The following is a 19,989-nucleotide window of genomic DNA, read 5'->3' as shown; positions in this document are numbered from 1 at the left end:
CAGCGAGAGGTGATCGATGGGCGTCACGGACCCCGCCGGGCCGGTGATGGACCGGGACGAGGTGGACCGTGCGCTGGCGCGGCTCGGCGCGGAGCACGAGGCCATCGAGACCTCGCTGCTCGCCCTTCAGGACCACGCGGGCCGCAGACTCCTGGAGGGCGCCGAGCTGACCGGTGTCACCAAGGAACGCTGGGCGGCCACCGAGGCGTCGATCACCCTGCTGTGGGCGTACTTCGACACCTACAGCGGCGCCCTGCGCGCCGCCCGTGAGATCCGCGCCCGCCGCCGCTGGTCCAGCCGCGAGGACCTGGCGGAGCTGACCGAGCTGCTGCGCGGCGAGTCCGTCACCGTCCCCGGCGCCGCCGCCGCGCCCGCGCTGCCCGGGCCGGGCCGGCTGAGCCAGAGTTTCTCCCTGGCCACGCTGGTGGAGCGGATGAACGAGCTGTACGCGACCGGTCTGGACATGGTGGTCGCCGCCGACGCGGTCTGGTCGGCGCTGCCCGCGCGGATCGATCTGCTGGCCGCGGAACTCCAGCGCACCCGCCGGCTCGCGCACTCGGTCGGCGTCCGCCCCGGCGAGCACCCGGCGGGCGACGACCTGGAGCACGTCACACGCACACTGACGCGGCTGCGTGCGGAGGTGATCTCCGATCCGCTCGCCTTCTGGGCGCCCGCGCAGGGCAGTTCGGCCCCGGGCGGCGGACGGCCGGACACCACGGTGTACGACCGTCAGGCGCGGGCCCTGGACGAGGTGCGCCGGGAGATCGAGGCCGTGCTCGGGGTCCGGCAGGACGCCGAGCAGCGGCTGATCAGACTGCGGGACGTGCTCTCGCGCGCGGACCGCACGCTCGCCGAGGCGCGCACCGCGCGCGGCGAGGTGCTGGCGAAGATCGCCGCCACGGAGGTGCCGGTGGTCAGCGGTCCGCCGACCGTCCTTCAGGAGCAGCTGGCGACGGCTGCCGAGTACCGCAGGCAGGCCCGGTGGCACCGGCTGTCGCCGCTGCTGGAATCGCTGGAGCAGAAGGCGGATGACGAACTCCAGCGTGCCCGTGAGTCGTTGACAGCGGTCACCGCGCCGCTGGCGGTCCGTGCCGAGCTGCGCGGGCGGCTGGACGCGTACAAGGCGAAGGTCGCCCGGCACGGCCTGGCGGAGGACCCGCTGCTGGTCGAGCGGTACGACGCGGCCCGCCGCATGCTGTGGAGCGCGCCCTGCGACCTGCGGGTGGCCGAACAGGCGGTGCGGCGCTACCAGCAGGCGGCGGCCGAACTGCTCGGCGGCTCCCGGGTGCCGGGTCAGGGCGGGTCCGAGGGACGGCAGGGGGAGCCATGAGTCAGGCGGGGCAGACCTGTCAGCGGCCGGACTGCGGCGGGACGTACGAGGACGTCGGCGGCGGCGAGCTGTACTGCGACACGTGTGGTCTGGCGCCGGTCGTGTCCGCGACCGGCTCGGTGGGGTCGCCGCCCACCGGGGTCGCCGTCGGCGGCAGGGGCTCGGCGGGCAGCGGCCGTTCGTCCTCCAGCGCCCGCAGTTCGCGTACGTCGTCGCAGTCGACGGGTTCCTCACGGTCCCACCGCTCGGTGTCGGGACGGCTCTCGCGCTCGCTGTCGGGCAGGGCGACCGGCCGCTCGGTGTCGGTGCGCAGCTCCGGCTCCGCGTCGGGCTCCTCCAGCCGCAGCCGGCTGGGCGCGGGCCTGGTGCAGGTGCCGCAGGTACCGCGGCCCGACCCGCGTTCGATGGTGCTCGAGAACCCCGAGGTGCCGGAACGCAAGCGGTTCTGCTCGCGCTCGGACTGCGGGGGGCCGGTCGGGCGCGCGCGGGGGGACCGCCCGGGCCGTACGGAGGGCTTCTGCACCAAGTGCGGGCACCCGTACTCCTTCGTCCCCAAGCTGAGGGCCGGGGACATCGTCCACGGCCAGTACGAGGTCGTGGGCTGTCTGGCGCACGGCGGCCTGGGCTGGATCTACCTCGCCGTGGACCGGGCCGTGTCCGACCGCTGGGTGGTGCTCAAGGGCCTGCTGGACACCGGCGACCAGGACGCGATGGAGGCGGCGATCTCCGAGCGGCGGTTCCTGGCCGAGATCGAGCACGCCAACATCGTGCGGATCTACAACTTCGTCGAGCACCTCGACCAGCGCACCGGCTCCCTCGACGGCTACATCGTGATGGAGTACGTCGGCGGCAAGTCGCTGAAGGAGATCGCCAACTCCCGCCGCAACCCGGAGGGCAGACGCGATCCGCTGCCGGTGGAACAGGCCTGCGCCTACGGCATCGAGGCCCTGGAGGCGCTCGGCCATCTGCATGGCCGCAACCTGCTGTACTGCGACTTCAAGGTCGACAACGCGATCCAGACCGAGGACCAGCTCAAGCTGATCGACATGGGCGCGGTGCGCCGTATGGACGACGACGAGTCGGCCATCTACGGCACGGTCGGCTACCAGTCGCCCGAAGTCGCCGAGGTCGGCCCTTCGGTGGCCAGCGACCTGTACACGGTGGGACGTACGCTCGCCGTCCTCACCTTCGACTTCCAGGGCTACACGAACGTCTTCGCGGACTCCCTGCCCGACCCCGACAACATCGACGTCTTCCGCCGGTACGAGTCCTTCTACCGGCTGCTGGTCCGTGCCACCGACCCCGACCCGGCCCGCCGGTTCGCCTCGGCGCAGGAGATGTCCGAGCAGCTCACGGGCGTGCTGCGGGAGGTCGTGTCCTTGCAGACCGGCCGGGCACGGCCGGCCCTTTCGACCCTGTTCGGCCCGGAACTTCGAGTGACGGACACGGAGTTGTTCCCGAAGCTGGACGGGGACGTGTCCCGGCTGGGGGCGCGGGCGACGCGCTCGCGCGGTTCGGCCCCGGCCCTCACGGCCGGTACCGCGCACGGCCACGGAGCTCCGAACACGCCGGACGCCCCGGCTCCCCCGGCGCTCGTCAAGCCCGTCGACACGCAGGCCGCGTCGCTCGCCCTGCCGGTCCCGCACGTCGACCCGGGTGACCCGAACGCGGGTTTTCTGGCGGGCCTGTTGACGTCCGCGCCCGGGGAACTGGCGCACGCGCTCGCGGCGGTGCCCACGCAGTCGGCCGAGACCCGGCTGCGCCAGGTCCGCGCCCGCCTGGAGACCGGTGAACCGGCCACGGCGCTGGAGGTACTGCGCCAACTGGAGCAGCGGCACCCGGACGACTGGCGGGTCGTCTGGTACCGGGGCCTGGCCGCGCTGGTCACCGGCGACCACGAGGACGCGGCCCTCGCCTTCGACGCGGTCTACGACGCCTTCCCCGGTGAGGTCGCGCCGAAGCTGGCGCTCGGCCTGTGCGCCGAGGTGCTCGGCCAGCTCGACAACGCCGCCGAGTACTACCGCCTGGTGTGGTCGACCGATCCGAGCCAGGTCAGCGCCGCGTTCGGCCTGGCCCGCGTGCGGCTCGCCACCGGCGACCGGCACGGCGCGGTTCGGACCCTGGAGTCCGTTCCTGAGTCCTCCATCCACTACACGGCGGCGCGCGTGGCGGCCGTACGGGCGCGTCTGCGGCACCGTACGGCGGCGGCGTCCGACACGCCGTTCCTGGACGATCTGACGGCCGCCTCCGGGCAGGTCGAGGCACTCCAGGCCTACGGTCTGGACCCGGCACGGCGCGAGCGGTTGTCGGCGGAGGTCCTAGGCTGTGCCCTGGACTGGATACTCTCCGGGGGCCGGGCCACCGACCCGGCCGCCCAACGGGTGCTGCTCGGCAGCGACCTGGACGAGCGGGGACTCCGCTTCGGCCTGGAGCGTTCGTACCGCACGCTGGCCCGGCTGGCGCCCGGTGGCGAGGAGAGGATCGACCTGGTGGAACGTGCCAACCGTTACCGCCCCCGGACGTGGGTGTAGTTGATGTCGCAGATGCACCAGCAGGCCGCGCTGCCGAAGTGCCCGAGCTGTGCGGAGCCGCTCGAAACGGGTGACCGCTTCTGCGGCGCGTGCGGGTACGACCTGTCCGCGGCCGCCGCGGGACCGGGCGACGCGCCGACGCTCACCATGGACCGCGGCGCGGTGCCGCGCCCGGCCGGCCCCGGTGAGCGTGCCGACGACGCCGTGTGGCCGCGCGCACCGCACCCGGACGCCTCCGAGGCCCCACCGCGGCTGCACCTGCCGACGGACCTGCCGGGCACGGACTCCAGCGGCTCCCCGCTGCCGGCACCGGCACGGCAGCCGCAGGCCCAGACCCAGGCCCGGGCCCAGGCTCAGGACCGGGCTCAGGACCGGGCCCGGGCGGCGGTGCAGCAGCCGCACCCGGCGGAGCAGTCCCCGCGGCAGCCGGAGGCGGCGGCCAAGCCGCATCCCCAGCCGCAGCCCCAACCACAGCCATCCGCCCAGGCCCAGGCGGCGGCCCAGCCACAGCCGACCGCCCAGCCGCCGCAACCGCGGCCGCAGACCTCGGCGCAGCCGCAGCCGCAGCCGGGCCAGAGTCAGGGGCAGCCGCCGCTCTCCGAGGCGCCCGCCTCGGGCGTGCGACTCGACCGGCCGGCGGAGCCCGACGAGTACCCGTTGCAGGCGCCGGATCCGCGCGTGCCCGCCGACGCGGACGCCGACGCCGCGCGCGAGGGCGCCCCGGGCGAGGCCGCCGCGACGTGCGTGGCCTGCCGGGCCGGCCGCGTCGACAGCGACGGCTACTGCGAGAACTGCGGGCACGCCCAGCCGCGCGAACGCGACCACATGGAAGAGGAGTCGGGCCCGATCGCCGCCGTCAGCGACCGCGGCCTGCGCCACCACCGCAACGAGGACGCCTTCGCCCTCGGCCGCACCACGCTGCCCGACGGCTCGCCCGCCCTCGCGGCGGTCGTCTGCGACGGCGTGTCCTCCGCGACCCGCCCCGACGAGGCCTCCCTGGCCGCCTCACGAACGGCGAGCGAGTCACTGCTGGCCGCACTGCCCCGGGGCACCCACCCCCAGCAGGCCATGCACGACGCGATCGTGGCCGCCGCGCAGGCCGTCGACGCGCTCGCCGGACAGCCCGCGCCGGCCGGCCGGCACTCCGCCCACCAGAACGCGCCGGCCTGCACGTTCGTCGGCGCGGTGGTCACCCCCGGACTGCTGGTCGTCGGCTGGGTCGGCGACAGCCGCGCCTACTGGGTGCCGGTGGACCGCACCGCGCCCCCGGCCCGGCTCACCGAGGACGACTCGTGGGCCGCGCAGATGGTCTCCGCGGGCCTGATGTCCGAGGCGGAGGCGTACGCCGATCAGCGCGCCCATGCGATCACCGGCTGGCTCGGCGCGGACGCCTACGAACTGGAGCCGCACACCGCCTCGTTCAAGCCGGACCGGCCGGGAGTGGTCGTGGTGTGCTCGGACGGGCTGTGGAACTACGCCGAGACGGCACAGGAAATGGCCGACGCCGTCCCCCTCGACGCCGCCGTGCGCCCGCTGCACAGCGCCCGGGTCCTGGTCGGCCACGCCCTGGACGGCGGGGGCCACGACAACGTAACAGTGGCCGTCCTGCCGTTCCCGGCCGCGCCGCAGGGGGCAGGATCGGCCTGAGGGACGTACGCCGGGGCGGGTGACGGACACCCCCGGCCGAGTCCCCGGCGCGGAAAGCTCCGAGGACCGGCGGGGGCCGGTCCCTTCACAGTCGTCGCCCCCGTTCGCGGGGTCCAGAGGGGGATCTGGGAAGACATGGCGAATTTCTCGAAGTCCAGCGTGCCGCAGTTCTCGGTGGACGTGTATCAGAACGAGTACCTGCCGGAGGGCGGCCGGGAGGTCAACGCGATCGCCACGGTCACCGCGACCGGCGGCGGCACGATCGGCAGTGCGGTCACGGCACCGCACCTGTACACGCCCGGGGAGGGACCGTCCGCGGCGGTGGCGATCATGGTCGACTGCTCGGGTTCGATGGACTACCCGCCGACCAAGATGCGCAACGCCCGGGACGCCACGGCCGCCGCGATCGACACCCTGCGCGACGGCGTGCACTTCGCGGTGATCGGCGGCACGCACGTGGCCAAGGAGGTCTACCCGGGCGGCGGCCGGCTCGCGGTCGCCGACGCGACCACCCGCGACCAGGCCAAGCAGGCGCTGCGCAGGCTCAGCGCGAGCGGCGGCACGGCCATCGGCACCTGGCTGCGGCTGGCCGACCGGCTGCTGTCCTCGGCCGACGTCGCCATCCGGCACGGCATCCTGCTCACCGACGGCCGCAACGAGCACGAGTCGCCCGAGGACCTCAGGCAGGCCCTCGACGACTGCGCCGGACGCTTCACGTGTGACGCGCGGGGCGTGGGCACCGACTGGGAAGTGAAAGAAGTCACACAGATCGCCTCCGCGCTGCTCGGCACCGCCGACATCGTCGCCGACCCGGCGGGCCTGGCCGCCGACTTCACGCGGATGATGGAGACGGCGATGGGCAAGGAGGTCGCGGACGTCCGGCTGCGGGTGTGGACGCCGGTGGGCACGACCATCAAGTTCGTCAAGCAAGTCGCCCCGTCCGTGGAGGAGTTGACCGACCGGCGAACCGAGGCGGGCCCGCGCGCCGGGGACTATCCCACCGGCTCCTGGGGGGACGAGTCCCGCGACTACCACGTCTGTGTGGAGGTGCCCGCGGCCGGCATCGGACAGGAGATGCTCGCCGCCCGGGTCTCGCTGGTGGTGCCCCAACCCGACGGGACGGTGCAGAACCTCGGCGCCCAGGGCCTGGTACGGGCCGTGTGGACCGACGACATGGCCGCCTCCACCTCGATCAATCCGCAGGTGGCCCACTACACCGGACAGGCCGAACTGGCACAGGCCATCCAACAGGGCCTCGACCTTCGCAAAGCGGGCGATTTCGACGGAGCAACCGCCAAACTGGGCCGGGCGGTTCAGCTCGCCGGCGCTTCAGGGAACGCGGATACTGCGAAACTGCTTGCGAAGGTGGTGGACGTGGTCGACGCCGCGACGGGTACTGTGCGACTCAAAGCGAAGGTCGAAGAGGCGGACGAGATGACGCTCGAGACCCGGTCCACCAAGACCGTTCGTGTGAAGAGGTAACGCGGGACGACCGCGGAAGACGACGAGCCCGGCCCCTCGGGGTTGGAGAAATCCGGCCGCACCGGCCGGAACAGGAGAGGGGGAAGCGCCGACATGCCGACCTGCCCGAACGGACATCAGTCGGGATCCGACGACTGGTGCGAGGTGTGCGGTCACCGCATGGCCGGTGCCGTGCCTCCGCCTCCGCCGCCACCCCCGGTCGGGGGCTACGGCTTCCCGCCCGCGCCGGGGCCCGGCGGCCCCGGACAGCCGGGTGCGCCCGGCATGCCCGGCGGGCGCCCGCATCTGTCCGCCGTACCGGACTCCCAGCCGGAGCTGTGCCCGCAGTGCCGTACGCCCCGCGAGGGCGGCGCGCCGTTCTGCGAGGAGTGCCGGTGGAACTTCCTGACGAACACGGCGACCTCGTACACGCCGGCCGCTCCGCCGGCGTCCGGCCCCACTTCCGGCCCGCGCTTCCCGCAGCCGCCCGGCCCGGCCTACGGCGGCGACTCGTTCGAGTACCAGGGCTCCCGGCCCTCCCAGATGAACCGGCCCGCCGAACCGATCCCGCACGCCCCGCCCTACGGCACCGAGCCCCCCGGCCGCCCCGGCCCGCCGAACTTCGGCACCGAGCCCCCCGGCCGCCCCGGGCCGCCCAACTTCGGCACCGACCCGTCCCGGCCGGTTCCGCCGCCGCCCGGTGCCCCCGGTGGTGCCCCGCAGGCGTTCCAGCAGCCCGGCCCGCCGGCTCCGCCGGCGTTCCCGCAGGAGACGGGCCGGCCGCAGCACGGCGGTGACGACGACTGGGTGATCTCCCCGCCGTCGTCCGCCGGTCCGTCCGGTCCCGGCGCCCCCGGTCCCGGTCAGGCGGGCGGCTACGGCTACCCGCAGCCGGGTGCCACCCAGGCCCCGCCGGGACCGGCCTTTCCGCAGCAGCCGCAGCAGCCCGCGACCTGGACGGCGACGGTCGGTCCGGACCGCGACTACTTCATGGCGATGATGCAGCGCTCCGGCCCCGAGGCCACGGGCCTGAACCTGCCCGCGTACTCGCCCGAGCAGCAGCGCACGCTCAGCGGCAACCAGGTCACCATCGGCCGCCGCCGGCACTCCACCGGCGACACCCCCGACATCGACCTGGCGGTCCCGCCGGAGGACCCGGGCGTCTCCCACCAGCACGCGGTGCTGGTCCAGCAGCCCGACGGCAGCTGGGCGGTGGTCGACCAGAACTCGACCAACGGCACCACGGTCAACGGCTCGGAGGACCCCATCCAGCCCTTCGTGCCGATCCCCCTCCAGGACGGAGACCGCGTGCACGTGGGCGCGTGGACGACGATCACGGTCAGGCGCGGCTAGGGCCTCTCGTCCAGAACACGTCGGGACCGGTGGTCCGCGGCCCTGTCGTCGGGCAGGACCTAGGCCTCCGGTCCTCGTCCTGCCGTCTGAGAGCATGGACGGGTGAATGAGATTCGGCGCGGCACGCTTCAGGAGCAGACCTTCTACGAGCAGGTCGGCGGGGAGGAGACCTTCCGCCGACTGGTCCACCGTTTCTACGAGGGGGTGGCCGGGGACCCCGAGTTGCGGGAGATGTATCCCGAGGAGGATCTGGAACCGGCCGAGGAGCGGCTGAGGCTGTTCCTGATCCAGTACTGGGGCGGTCCGACGACGTACGGCGAGCGGCGCGGCCACCCGCGGCTGCGGATGCGGCACGCGCCCTTCCGGGTCGACCGGGCGGCGCACGACGCCTGGCTCCGGCACATGCGGGTGGCCGTCGACGAGCTCGGCCTGTCCCAGGAGCACGAGCAGACGCTGTGGAACTACCTGACGTACGCGGCGGCGTCGATGGTGAACACACCCGACTGAGCCACCGCTGAGCACCTGACTACCGGATTCCGGTCGTTCGGCGCCGGATTCCGATCACGATCCGGTCAAAGTCCACCCACCAACGCTTACCCGGGCCGTGTCCCCTCTGACAACATCACCGAAAAGGTCTGGACAACGGCAGGGGGAGCCGGGTGGCGGGGTTCACGGGATTCGTCCTGCTGCGGGCGCGGGCGCACCGGCTGCTGCTGGCCGCCGCGTTGCTCACGGTTCTGCTGACCACAGCGGTACTGGCGACGCTCACCGCCTACTCCGGCGCGATCGGCGACGCGGCGCTGCGCCACTCCCTGCGGGACCCGCGCAACGCCGCCGACGCCACCCTGGTGGTCCGCGCCTACACGCCGTCCGAGGCGCGCGCGTCGGCCGACGCCGCCGTACGCGAGCAGACCCGCACGTCGTTCGACGGGCTGCCGGTCACCGTGCGCACCCTGGAGCGCTCCGGCCCCTACGGTCTGCCCCTGTCCCTGCGGCCCCCGGCGGAACGCTCCGGCGACCCGGACCTGACCTACTTCGCGGCGATGGACCCCACGCAGGTGCGGCTCGTCTCCGGACGCCTGCCCCGCGAGACGGCGACGGGTGACCTCGAGGTCGCGCTGCCGCAGACCGCCGCGGAGCGCCTCGGGCTGAAGCCCGGCGCCCGGCTCACCCTCACCGACCGCCTCGGCGGCCGAAAGGCCCAGGTGCGGATCACCGGGCTCTACCGCCCCGCCCACGCCGACGCGCCGTACTGGCAGCTGGACGAACTCGGCGGCCGCGGCGTCCGCAAGGTCGGCTTCACGATGTACGGGCCGCTGCTGACCGACTCCGCCGTCGTCACCGGCGGCCGGGTGAGCGCGGGACAGACCGCGTGGCAGGCGTCGGCGGACTTCTCCACGCTGACGACCGGGCGGATCGGGGCGCTGCGCGACGCGGTGCGCGAGAGTGCCGCGGCCCTGCGGAAGTCCACCGCGGTGAGCGGCTCACCGGCGGTGACGTCCTCGCTGCCCGACGTCCTCGACCGGATCGACCGCTCCCTGCTCGTGGCCCGCTCCACCCTGCTGATCGCCGTGCTCCAGCTGGCGTTGCTCGCCGGGTACGCGCTGCTGCTGGTGGCCCGGCTGCTGAGCACCGAACGCGCCGGGGAGACCCGCCTGCTGCGGGCCCGCGGCGGCTCCCGTGCCCGGATCGCGGGCCTCGCGGCCACGGAGGCGCTGCTCCTCGCCGTGCCCGCCGTGGCCTGCGCGCCGCTGCTGGCGGGGCCCCTGACCGGGCTGCTGGCCGGGCGGGGCGCCCTGGCCCGGATCGGACTGCACCCGGACGTGTCCGCGATCGGGCGGCCCGGGGTCTGGCTGGTGGCGGCGGCCGTGGCGCTGGGCTGCGCGATGGCGGTGACGCTGCCCGCGCTGACCTCGTCGTTCACGACCGGCTCGCGGGCCCGTACGCTGCCCGCGCCGCTACGCGCCGGCGCGGACCTGGGGCTGCTGGCGGTGGCCGGTGTGGCGTACTGGCAGCTGAACCGGCAGCCCTCCGGCGCGGTCGGCGGCGACCTCACCGGCGCGCTCGGCATCGACCCGCTGCTGGTCACCGCGCCCGCGCTGGCCCTGCTGGCGGGAACGGTGCTGACCCTGCGGCTGCTGCCGCCGGTGGCCCGGCTGGCCGAGCGCCGCGCGACCGGAGGCCGCGGACTGTCGGCCGCGCTGGCGGGCTGGCAGTTCAGCCGCCGCCCGATGCGCGGGGCCGGGCCGGTGCTGCTGCTGGTGCTCACCATCGCGCTGGGCATGCTGGCGATCGGTCAGGGCGCCTCCTGGGACCGTTCGCAGGACGACCAGGCCGACTTCGAGGCGGGTGCGCCGGTGCGCGTGCTGGCCGCCGGGGAGGGGGAGCTCGGCCGCACCGAGCAGTACGCGGCCCTCCCGCACGTGCGCGCCGCCGCCCCCGCCGTCCGCACCACGCAGCCGCTGTCCGGCGACCGCACCGCGACCGTGCTCGCGCTGGACACCGCGAACGCCGGGGACACGATGCTGATGCGCCCCGACCTGGCGTCCGAGCCCGTACGGCCGCTGCTGGCGGGGCTCGCGCCCAAGAGCCCGACGGCGGGTCTGAAGGTGCCCGCCGGAACGGCCCGGCTGCGGCTGACGGCCGGCATCCGCGGCGCCGGTGCCGGGAGGTCGGCGGACGTCGCCGCCACCGTCGAGGACCGTCACGGGGTCCCGTACCGGCTGCCGCTCGGCGCGCTGCCCGCCGACGGCCGCCCCCACCCGCTGGACCTGGACCTCCCCGCCACCGCGGGCCCCCTGGTCCTCACCGGCCTGGACCTGACCCTGCCCCAGCCCGTCGACCATGCCGAGCGGCACCGCCTCACCCTCTCCGAGGCGACCGCGACCGGTGCCGACGGGGCACAACGGCGCCTGAGCCTGCCGACGAACTGGAAGGCGACCTCGGCCACCACCGACTCCGACCCCACCCCCTCCGGCGACAACACGCCGGCCGCGCCCACCGTGACGTCCTCCAGCCCGCTGACCGTCTCTTACGACACCGGCTACGTGCCGCGCGACGACCGCTGGACGACGGCCACGCTGACCCTGCGGCTCCAGGTCGCGCAGCCCGCACAGCCGGAGGTCGCCGCCCTGGCGACCGACCGCTTCCTGGCCTCCACGGGCGCACACGAGGGGCAGCGGGTGGACGTGACCTTCGGCGGCCAGAACGTTCCGGTCCGGATCGTCCACGCAATACGGGAGCTGCCGACCACGACCGGTGCCGACCAGAGCGGTGCCACGGCGCACGACGGCGGAGGCGTGCTGATGGACCTGCGGTCGGTGAACCGGCTGCTCCAGGAGCGCCACGGCCAGAGCGCGGGGCCCACCGAGTGGTGGCTGCGCACCGACGACGGCCAGGCGGCGAGTGTGGCCGCGGCCCTGCGGGCCCAGCCCGACATCGCCGCGACGCAGGTGATCGTGCGGGAGGAGATCGCCGCCCAGTTGCGCGACGACCCGTTCGGCGCCGGACCCGCGGCCGCGTTCACCGCGGCGGCCGTGGTCGCCGCGGCGCTGGCCGCGGTCGGTTTCGCGGTGAGCGCGGCCGGAGCGCTCAGGGAACGGGACGCCGAGTTCGCCGTGCTGCGCGCCCTGGGCGCCCCGCGCCGTCGGCTGGCGCGGACGCTGGCCGCCGAGCAGGGCGTGCTGCTGGCCCTGGCACTGGTGGTCGGCGTCGCCCTGGGCACCGTGCTGACGCGGGCGGTGATCCCGCTGATCGTCCTGACCGGGCAGGCCACGAAACCGATGCCGACCGTCCTGGTCGAACTGCCGGTCGCCCGGGTGGCCCTGCTGCTGGCGGCCGTCGCCGCCGCGCCGCTCGTCGTCACGGCGGTGCTGACCCTGCGCCGGCCCGACCCGGCGCTGTCCCTTCGAGACCGCGGAGGTGAGTGAGCTGAACGCCGTCACTCCCGCCTGGGTCCGGGTACGCCTGCGCACCGCGCCGGGTGCCGCGGCCGCCCTCGCCCTGCTGGTCGCGCTGACCGCGTGCCTGGCGGCCGCGTTCCCGCGCGCGCTCGACCGGTACGAGGACGCCGGCCTGGTCCGGGCCGTCGACCGGGCGACCCCGAACCGCACCACCCTGCAGGTGTACGCTCCGCAGCCCGGCCTCCAGTTCACGCAGCGGGAACGGGAACAGGCGCTGCGCCCGCCGGTCATGGGCCGCCAGCAGGCCGCCGTCCTCGGCGCCGTCGAACGACCGCTCGCCGCCGATCCCGGCCAGTCGGCGTACGGGGTGCTGACCGGCAAGGACCTCATCGTCCCCGACCCCTGGGTCCCGCGGCCCTACGGGCTGCCCGCGACGATGCGCCTGGTCGCGCAGAGCGGACTGGCCGCGCACTCCTCGGTGCGCACGGGCCGGCTGCCGCGGGCGAACGGCGAGGTGACGGCGGCGACCGCGGAGGTGGAGGGCGCCGTGACCGCCGAGACGGCGAAGAGCCTGCACATCGAGGTCGGCTCGGTCGTCCACGTACCCGGCGTGTCCCGCTCCCCGCTGGCCGTGCGGATCACCGGCATCCTGACACCGCGCGAGCCCGACGGCGCGTACTGGGCGACGCAGCCCCTGACGCGCACCCCCGCGCTGGTCCCCTCGGACCCGGCCGACCCGCAATCGCGGAGGTACTGGTACTTCGCCCTGCTGCTCCCGCCCGAGGCGGCCCCCGCCATGCTGGGCACCGACGGACAGCCGGTCCGCTACTGGCAGGTCGCCCCCGACACCCGTGCCCTGCACGCCCACGACCTCGACGGCCTGAACTCCGCCGTCGCCGCCCTGAAGTCCGGGCCGGGCCTGGGACAGGTGCGCACGGCCACCGACCCGGCCGCACAGGTGAACACCGACCTCGACGACGTGCTCGTCTCCTACGGCCGCCTCAGGTCCGGCATCGGCCCGCTGGTCGCGGTCGCCGCCTTCGGCAGCGCGACGGTCGCCGCGGTCGTCCTGCTGATGGCCGGCGGCCTGGCCGCCGACCGCCGCCGCTCCGAACTCACCCTGCTGCGCGCCCGCGGCGCCTCCCTGACCGGTCTGGCCGGCCGGCTGCTCGCCGAGACGGCGGTGGTCGCCGTGCCCGCCGGGGCGCTCGGCCTCGGGGCGGCCCTGCTCGCCGTCCCCGAGGGCCGCCTGAGCCACGCGGTCCTCGCGGCCGCTGCGGTCACCGCCGTCGCCTGCGCCGCGCTGCCCGTGCGGGCGCTGGTCGCGCACCGCGCGGTCCGCGTCCACGGACCGCGCAAGGACGCGGTGTCCGTACGTCCCTCCCGGCGCCGTACGGTCGCCGAGCTGACGCTGCTGGTGATCGCGGCGGGAGCGGTGGAGGCGCTGCGGCGGCACGGGGTCTCGGGGCCGTCGGAGGATGCCGGCGCCTCGGGGGACCAACTGGTCTCCCTGGCCCCGGTGCTGGTGGGTGTGATCGCCGCCCTGGTGCTGGTCCGTCTGTACCCGTTGCCGCTGCGCTGGCTGATGCGTCCGGCCGGCCGGCTGCGCGGCGCGGTGGGCCATCTGTCCCTGGCGCGCGCGGGCCGCTCCTCCGCCTCGGCGGTGCTGCCCCTGCTGGCGCTGCTGACCGCGCTCACCACCGCCGCCTTCGGCGGTTCGGTGCTGGCGGGCGTGGCCGGGGCCCGCGACGAGGCGGCCCTCCTCGCCGTCGGCGCCGACGCCCGCGTCGAGGACACCGCGCTGCCGGCCGACCTGGCCGACCGGGTCCGCCGGACACCGGGCGTGCGGGAGCTCACCGAAGTGAGCGTCGACTCCCAGGCCAAGGCGGGAACGGGCCTGACCCGGTTGACCCTGGCGGGCGTCGACCCGGCGTCCTACGCGTCCCTGGCCCGGAGCACCGGGCTCGGTGCCTTCCCCGAGCAGCAGGTGCGGCGGCCGGCCGGCGGTTCCCGGGCCCCGCTGCCGGCACTGGCCTCCCCCTCGCTCGCCGAGTCGTACGGCACCAAGCCCTTCGCGGTGACGCTGGGCGACGGGACCGAGGTCACCGTCCGGATCGTCGCCGTACGGGAGCGGACCCCGGCCGTGCTCGGCAGCGGCTTCCTGGTCGTGGACCGGGCCGGGCTGAACCGCGAGGCGGCCCGTACGAACACGCTGCTGCTGACCGGCGGCCACCTGGACGGCGGCGCCCTGCGCCGGACGGTGGGCAAGTCGGTGTCGCTGCACCTGCGTTCCGAGGAGCGGGCGCAGTACGTCGACTCGCCCCTCCAGTCCGGTGCCGAGCGCGTCTACGCCGTGGCGGTGGCCGCCGGAGCCGGCTACGCCGTCCTGGCCCTGCTGCTCGCCCTGCTGCGTGCCGCGCCCGAGCGTGCCGCGCTGCTCGCCCGCCTGCGCACGATGGGCCTCACCCGCGCGCAGGGCCGCCGCCTGCTCGTCCTGGAGTCCCTGCCCCAGGCACTGCTCGCCGCGGCGGGCGGAGCCCTGACGGGCTGGGCGACCGTGCTGCTCCTCTCCCCCGGTGTCGACCTGACGGCCATCGCGCTGCCGTCGTCGGGGGCGTCCGCCGGCGGGAGCGCGCTGCGGACGGACCCGCTCTCGCTGGCCCTGCCGGCAGCTGCGGTACTGCTGCTGACCGTCGGGATCGCCATGGGCCAGGCGTGGTGGACGGGACGCAGGGGATCCGTGCGGGAGTTGAGAGCGGGGGACGCGAGATGAACCGACCGGACCGCCACGGCTGCCCCGACCGCCACAACTGCCGTAGCCGTCACAGCCGCCGTAGCCGCCGCGCAGGAGAGCCCCGATGACGACGAACCCCACCCTGGCCGACCTGGCCGAGCGCGCCGCCGCGAACCGCACCCGCCCGGCCTTCGGCCACGACGCGCTGATCAGCTGCGACCGCCTGGTCCGCATCTTCACCGCCGACGGCGTGGAGGTCCAGGCCCTCCAGGGCCTGGACCTGCTGGTCCGCGAGGGCGAACTGATGGCCCTGGTCGGCGCCTCCGGCAGCGGCAAGTCCACCCTGATGAACATCCTCGCCGGCCTGGACACCCCCACGGCGGGCGCGGCCCGGGTCGCGGGACGCGACCTGCTCGCCATGACCGCGAAGGACCGGCTCCAGTACCGTCGCGAGGTCGTCGGCTTCGTCTGGCAGCAGACCTCCCGCAACCTGCTGCCGTACCTGACGGCGGCGCAGAACGTCGCCCTGCCCATGCAGTTGTCCGGATCCCGTGAGCGAAGCCGCCGCGCCAAGGCCGAACGAGCCGTGGAGCTCCTTCAGCTGCTGGAGGTGGGCGAGTGCCGGGACCGCCGCCCGCACCAGATGTCGGGCGGCCAGCAGCAGCGCGTGGCGATCGCGGTGGCCCTCGCCAACAATCCCGCGGTGCTGCTCGCCGACGAGCCCACCGGCGAACTGGACTCCCACACCGGCGAGCAGATCTTCGCCGCCTTCCGCACCGCCAACGAGCGTCTGGGCACGACCATCGTCATCGTCACCCACGACCAGGCGGTCGCCGGCGAGGTGCGCCGCACGGTCGCCATCCGCGACGGCCGCACCTCCACCGAGGTGCTGCGCCGTAGCGAGGTGGACGCGGCGACCGGTGACGAGATGCTGGTGAGCCGCGAGTACGCCATGCTCGACCGGGCCGGCCGTCTGCAACTGCCCGCGGAGTACACCCGGGCGCTGGGCATGCGCGACCGCGTGGCGCTGGAGCTGGAGCCCGACCACATCGCGGTGCGGCCGGACGACAGCGAGGCGGGCTGAGCCGCCGCGTTCAGCGGACGCTGACGCCCAGAGCGCCGAGCCCGGCGTCCGCCCGCCGCACCGCGATCGACCCGTAGGGGGTCCGCAACCTCAGCCACGCACCCGACGACAACAACGCGAGACCTTCCCCGCCAACGGCCGCCGGGGGCTTCGCGGAGTCCTCCTCGCCAAAGTCCGCCGGGGACTTCACGAAGTTCTCCCCGCCAACGGCCGCGGGGGGCTTCGCGGGATCCTCCCCGCCAACAGCCGCCGGGGACTTCACGGGATCCTCCCCGCCAACAGCCGCCGGGGACTTCACGGGATCCTCCCCGCCAACAGCCGCCGGGGGCCTCGCGGAATCCTCCCCGCCAACGGCCACGGGGGGCTCTGCGGGGCCCTCCCCGCCCATCGCCGCGGGGGGCCTGAGGAATCGCAGGGACTGCGCCGCGTGTAGGGCGCGCACGGGCAGTTGGGTCTCGCCGACCAGCCGGGACCAGATCTCCCGCCCGATCCGGTCGAGTTCGGCGCGCGTGCGATGCTCCTGCGCCAACTCCCCTGTACGGGAGCGGAACTCGGCGACGGCGGCGGCCACCGTAGCGCCCAGGGCCCCGGCCGGGGGCAGCCCCGGCTCCGTCCGCCAGCCGCCGCGCGGCGGCAGCACGCCCGCCCACGGCGGACCGGTCACCGGCGCGGGAACGACGGCCGTGGCCGCCGACTCGTCGACGGACTCCAGCAGTTCACCGGCGGAGACGGTCACGTCGAGGACGGCGTCAGGCGCGTTCCGGTACGGCTCGGCGAGCCGCACCGCGCGCACCGCCAGCACCTCGAAGGACGCCGGCCGTCCGAAGACGGCGAGCGCCGTGCCCGCCGCCTGGAGGCGCACCGCGGCGGACCGGTCGTAGTGCAGCAGCCGGGAGAGGAAGGCGGCGAGGTCGGCCGCCTCCGTCTCGTCGGCGAGGCGGAGGTCCGTCATGCGGCGACGGCCTCCTCCTTGTCGCCCTTGTCCGCGGTGTCGTCACCGGCGCCGGCGTCGTCGGTGTACTCCTCGAGGAACTCGCGCTCCTCCGCGGTGATCCGCCGCGGACGCTGCGCCTCGAAGTCGAACGGCACGATCACCGTCGAGGCGCGGACGTAGACCTGGTCGCCGTCCTTGACCTCGTAGGACAGGGTGAAGGACGCCGCCCTGATCTCGGTGACCCACAGCTCGATGTCCACCGGCGCGTGCCGGTGGACGAGCTGGCGCTTGTAGTCGATCTCGTGACGCGCCACCACTGACCCCTGCTGGAAATCCTTGTCCGGACGGAACAGGAAGTCGATGCGCGCCTCCTCCAGATAGCGGAGGAACACCACGTTGTTGACGTGGCCGTACGCGTCCATGTCCGCCCAGCGCAACGGGCAGCGGTAGATGTGGCGCATCTGCTTCGATCAGCCCCGGGTCAGCTTCTTGTAGGTGGCACGGTGCGGCCGGGCGGCGTCCGGGCCGAGCCGCTCGATCTTGTTCTTCTCGTACGACTCGAAGTTGCCCTCGAACCAGAACCACTTGGAGTCGCCCTCGTAGGCGAGGATGTGCGTCGCCACGCGGTCCAGGAACCACCGGTCGTGGGAGACCACGACGGCGCAGCCGGGGAACTCGAGGAGCGCGTTCTCCAGGCTGGACAGGGTCTCGACGTCGAGGTCGTTGGTCGGCTCGTCGAGGAGCAGCAGGTTGCCGCCCTGCTTCAGGGTGAGCGCCAGGTTGAGGCGGTTGCGCTCACCGCCGGAGAGCACGCCGGCGGGCTTCTGCTGGTCCGGGCCCTTGAAGCCGAACGCGGACACGTACGCCCGGGACGGCATCTCGACCTGGCCGACGTTGATGTAGTCCAGCTCGTCGGAGACGACGGCCCACAGCGTCTTCTTCGGGTCGATGTTCGCCCGGCTCTGGTCGACGTAGGAGATCTTGACGGTGTCGCCGACCTTGATGCTGCCGGAGTCCGGCTGCTCCAGGCCCTGGATCATCTTGAACAGCGTGGTCTTGCCCGCGCCGTTCGGGCCGATGACGCCGACGATGCCGTTGCGCGGCAGCGTGAACGAGAGGTCGTCGATGAGGACCTTCTCGCCGAAGGCCTTGTTGAGGTTGTTGACCTCGACGACGATGCTGCCCAGGCGGGGGCCCGGCGGAATCTGGATCTCCTCGAAGTCCAGCTTCCGCATCTTGTCGGCCTCGGCGGCCATCTCCTCGTAGCGGGCCAGACGCGCCTTGGACTTGGCCTGCCGCCCCTTGGCGTTCGACCGCACCCAGTCAAGCTCTTCCTTGAGCCGCTTCTGCCGCTTGGCGTCCTTCTGGCCCTCGACCTTGAGGCGGGTGGCCTTGGTCTCCAGGTACTTGGAGTAGTTGCCCTCGTAGCCGTGGAGGCGACCGCGGTCCACCTCGCAGATCCAGCCGGCGACGTTGTCCAGGAAGTACCGGTCGTGGGTGACCGCCACGACGGTGCCCTCGTACTTGGCCAGGTGCTGCTCCAGCCAGTTCACCGACTCGGCGTCGAGGTGGTTGGTGGGCTCGTCGAGGAGCAGCAGGTCGGGCTGTTCGAGCAGCAGCTTGCACAGCGCGACGCGGCGGCGCTCACCACCGGAGAGCTTGGTGACGGCCCAGTCGCCGGGCGGGCAGCCCAGGGCGTCCATGGCCTGCTCGAGCTGGGCGTCGAGGTCCCAGGCGTTGGCGTGGTCGAGCTCCTCCTGGAGCTTGCCCATCTCCTCCAGCAGCGCGTCCGAGTAGTCGGTGGCCATCTGCTCGGCGATCTCGTTGAACCGGTCGAGCTTGCCCTTGATCTCGGCGACGCCCTCCTGGACGTTCTCCAGGACCGTCTTGTCCTCGGTCAGCGGAGGCTCCTGCAGCAGGATGCCGACGGTGTAACCGGGTGACAGGAACGCGTCACCGTTGGACGGCTGCTCCAGCCCTGCCATGATCTTCAGCACGGTCGACTTGCCGGCACCGTTCGGGCCGACGACACCGATCTTCGCCCCTGGGTAGAAGCTCAGGGTGACGTCATCGAGAATCACCTTGTCGCCGTGCGCCTTGCGCGCCTTGCGCATGGTGTAAATGAACTCAGCCAAGAGAAACCGTCCGGCAGCTTGAAATCAGGCAAGGGCAGATACACCCCATCTTGCCGTACCGCCACCCCTACGCGGAAACCCGTTAGCTCTGAGCGCGCTGACCTGGGCTTTCGCTGGTGACGGCGGTGGCTCGTCTGTCACTGTCGGTCGCTGCCGAGTGCCCTGGGCGCTGTCGCGGCGGCACCACTGCTACGACTCGTACTGTCCGGCGCGCGGCGGTGGAGCCCGAGGGCCGGCGGGGCGGCTTCGGGCGGGGGAGCCTGCGCGGCCGCCGCCACGGCCAGCGCGGTGTTCCGGGGCCACACCCGCTTCGGGGCGGGCGCGGCGCCCTCTTCCGCGGAGCCCTCTTTCACCGTGGCGCTGGTGACGAAGTCGTCGTCGAGCGTCACGTTCCGCTTGTCGTCGTCCCGACGGTCGTGATCCGTGGTCACATCGTCGTTCACTGGCGCGGTTGAACCGTAGTGATCACGGCTTCCATGCAGAGTACTCACAGGTCACAGCGTGATCACTATCCGGCCGTCCGGCCGTCCCCCGAACGTCGAGCGTGCGCTCAGGCCTGTTCCAGGGCGTCGCCGAACTCGCGCAGGGTTTTGCCGCGGCTGCTGCGGGCCAGTTCGTGCCCGACGGCGATGGCGAGCGCGACCGGCCATTCGATGACGTCGAACGCCGTGAGCAGGCCGAGGCCCACGAGGTAGGCGAGCTGGTCCCGCGGCGGCAGTTCGATGCGGAGACCGCCCAGGGAGACGGTCACCGCATCACCGGAAAGGACCCGTTCGGCCGCGGCGCGGGCGCCGTGGGGCTTCGTGATCGGAGCCGGTGCGCCGGCAGGCGCTGTGTCGGAGTCTGTCCTGCTCGCGCGCACGGTCATGTCACATCCC

At 74.0% G+C, this 19,989-nt stretch carries 14 protein-coding genes; 9 read left to right on the top strand and 5 right to left on the bottom strand.

Annotated elements, in window-relative coordinates; all coding sequences use genetic code 11:
* Positions 1-16: 16 nt before the first annotated feature.
* From ACIHCX_RS00170 to ACIHCX_RS00130, 9 genes are all read left to right on the top strand, one after another.
* Positions 17-1,330: a hypothetical protein gene (locus ACIHCX_RS00170; protein ID WP_400025106.1), complete on the top strand. Its 1,314-nt coding sequence runs from the start codon at positions 17-19 to the stop codon at positions 1,328-1,330.
* Entirely contained in the window at positions 1,327-3,861 is a 2,535-nt protein-coding gene (locus ACIHCX_RS00165; protein ID WP_400025104.1) for a tetratricopeptide repeat protein, read from the top strand. The genes ACIHCX_RS00170 and ACIHCX_RS00165 overlap by 4 nt, the downstream gene beginning before the upstream one ends.
* Positions 3,862-3,864: 3 nt before the next feature.
* Positions 3,865-5,508 (top strand): PP2C family serine/threonine-protein phosphatase, encoded by a 1,644-nt coding sequence (locus ACIHCX_RS00160; RefSeq protein WP_400025103.1) that lies wholly within the window; start codon positions 3,865-3,867, stop codon positions 5,506-5,508.
* Between the two features lie 135 nt (positions 5,509-5,643).
* On the top strand, positions 5,644-6,990 hold the full coding sequence (locus tag ACIHCX_RS00155) for a VWA domain-containing protein (protein WP_400025102.1): 1,347 nt from the start codon (positions 5,644-5,646) through the stop codon (positions 6,988-6,990).
* Between the two features lie 93 nt (positions 6,991-7,083).
* Positions 7,084-8,322: an FHA domain-containing protein gene (locus ACIHCX_RS00150; protein ID WP_400025101.1), complete on the top strand. Its 1,239-nt coding sequence runs from the start codon at positions 7,084-7,086 to the stop codon at positions 8,320-8,322.
* A gap of 102 nt (positions 8,323-8,424) precedes the next feature.
* Positions 8,425-8,829, top strand: a complete 405-nt coding sequence (locus ACIHCX_RS00145) for a globin (RefSeq protein WP_400025100.1) — start codon at positions 8,425-8,427, stop codon at positions 8,827-8,829.
* A gap of 152 nt (positions 8,830-8,981) precedes the next feature.
* A complete protein-coding gene (locus ACIHCX_RS00140) occupies positions 8,982-12,251 on the top strand; it encodes an FtsX-like permease family protein (protein ID WP_400025098.1) in 3,270 nt (1,089 codons plus the stop codon).
* A 1-nt stretch (position 12,252) separates the two neighbouring features.
* Positions 12,253-14,997: an ABC transporter permease gene (locus tag ACIHCX_RS00135; protein ID WP_400026543.1), complete on the top strand. Its 2,745-nt coding sequence runs from the start codon at positions 12,253-12,255 to the stop codon at positions 14,995-14,997.
* Between the two features lie 85 nt (positions 14,998-15,082).
* Entirely contained in the window at positions 15,083-16,042 is a 960-nt protein-coding gene (locus ACIHCX_RS00130) for an ABC transporter ATP-binding protein (protein WP_400025097.1), read from the top strand.
* Positions 16,043-16,052: 10 nt separating this feature from the next.
* Here the strand turns inward: ACIHCX_RS00130 and ACIHCX_RS00125 are convergent, their stop codons facing one another.
* The 5 genes from ACIHCX_RS00125 to ACIHCX_RS00105 all read right to left on the bottom strand — a co-directional run bounded on the left by ACIHCX_RS00125 (position 16,053) and on the right by ACIHCX_RS00105 (position 19,862).
* Entirely contained in the window at positions 16,053-16,994 is a 942-nt protein-coding gene (locus ACIHCX_RS00125; RefSeq protein ID WP_400025096.1) for a hypothetical protein, read from the bottom strand.
* On the bottom strand, positions 16,991-17,437 hold the full coding sequence (locus ACIHCX_RS00120) for an acyl-CoA thioesterase (RefSeq protein WP_400025095.1): 447 nt from the start codon (positions 17,435-17,437) through the stop codon (positions 16,991-16,993). Before ACIHCX_RS00120 ends, ACIHCX_RS00125 begins: the two co-directional genes overlap by 4 nt.
* Before the next feature lie 9 nt (positions 17,438-17,446).
* A complete protein-coding gene (gene ettA / locus ACIHCX_RS00115; RefSeq protein WP_400025093.1) occupies positions 17,447-19,111 on the bottom strand; it encodes an energy-dependent translational throttle protein EttA in 1,665 nt (554 codons plus the stop codon).
* Between the two features lie 137 nt (positions 19,112-19,248).
* Positions 19,249-19,554, bottom strand: a complete 306-nt coding sequence (locus ACIHCX_RS00110; protein ID WP_400025092.1) for a hypothetical protein — start codon at positions 19,552-19,554, stop codon at positions 19,249-19,251.
* Positions 19,555-19,661: 107 nt separating this feature from the next.
* Positions 19,662-19,862 carry a hypothetical protein gene (locus tag ACIHCX_RS00105; protein WP_400025091.1) on the bottom strand — a complete coding sequence of 67 codons (201 nt, stop codon included), beginning with the start codon at positions 19,860-19,862 and terminating at the stop codon, positions 19,662-19,664.
* Positions 19,863-19,989 lie beyond the last annotated feature (127 nt).

It is taken from the genome of Streptomyces sp. NPDC052043, assembly GCF_044548235.1.
Taxonomy (GTDB): Bacteria; Actinomycetota; Actinomycetes; order Streptomycetales; family Streptomycetaceae; genus Streptomyces.
The sequence above is the reverse complement of the archived record's forward strand: the minus strand, read 5'-3'. Positions and strand labels throughout refer to the sequence as shown.

Coding starts and splice junctions, on each gene's coding strand:
- ACIHCX_RS00150 (WP_400025101.1), top strand. CDS start 7,084: ATGCCGACCTGCCCGAACGGACATCAGTCGGGATCCGACGACTGGTGC.
- ACIHCX_RS00125 (WP_400025096.1), bottom strand. CDS start 16,994: ATGACGGACCTCCGCCTCGCCGACGAGACGGAGGCGGCCGACCTCGCC.
- ACIHCX_RS00160 (WP_400025103.1), top strand. CDS start 3,865: ATGTCGCAGATGCACCAGCAGGCCGCGCTGCCGAAGTGCCCGAGCTGT.
- ACIHCX_RS00130 (WP_400025097.1), top strand. CDS start 15,083: ATGACGACGAACCCCACCCTGGCCGACCTGGCCGAGCGCGCCGCCGCG.
- ACIHCX_RS00120 (WP_400025095.1), bottom strand. CDS start 17,437: ATGCGCCACATCTACCGCTGCCCGTTGCGCTGGGCGGACATGGACGCG.
- ACIHCX_RS00165 (WP_400025104.1), top strand. CDS start 1,327: ATGAGTCAGGCGGGGCAGACCTGTCAGCGGCCGGACTGCGGCGGGACG.
- ACIHCX_RS00170 (WP_400025106.1), top strand. CDS start 17: ATGGGCGTCACGGACCCCGCCGGGCCGGTGATGGACCGGGACGAGGTG.
- ACIHCX_RS00155 (WP_400025102.1), top strand. CDS start 5,644: ATGGCGAATTTCTCGAAGTCCAGCGTGCCGCAGTTCTCGGTGGACGTG.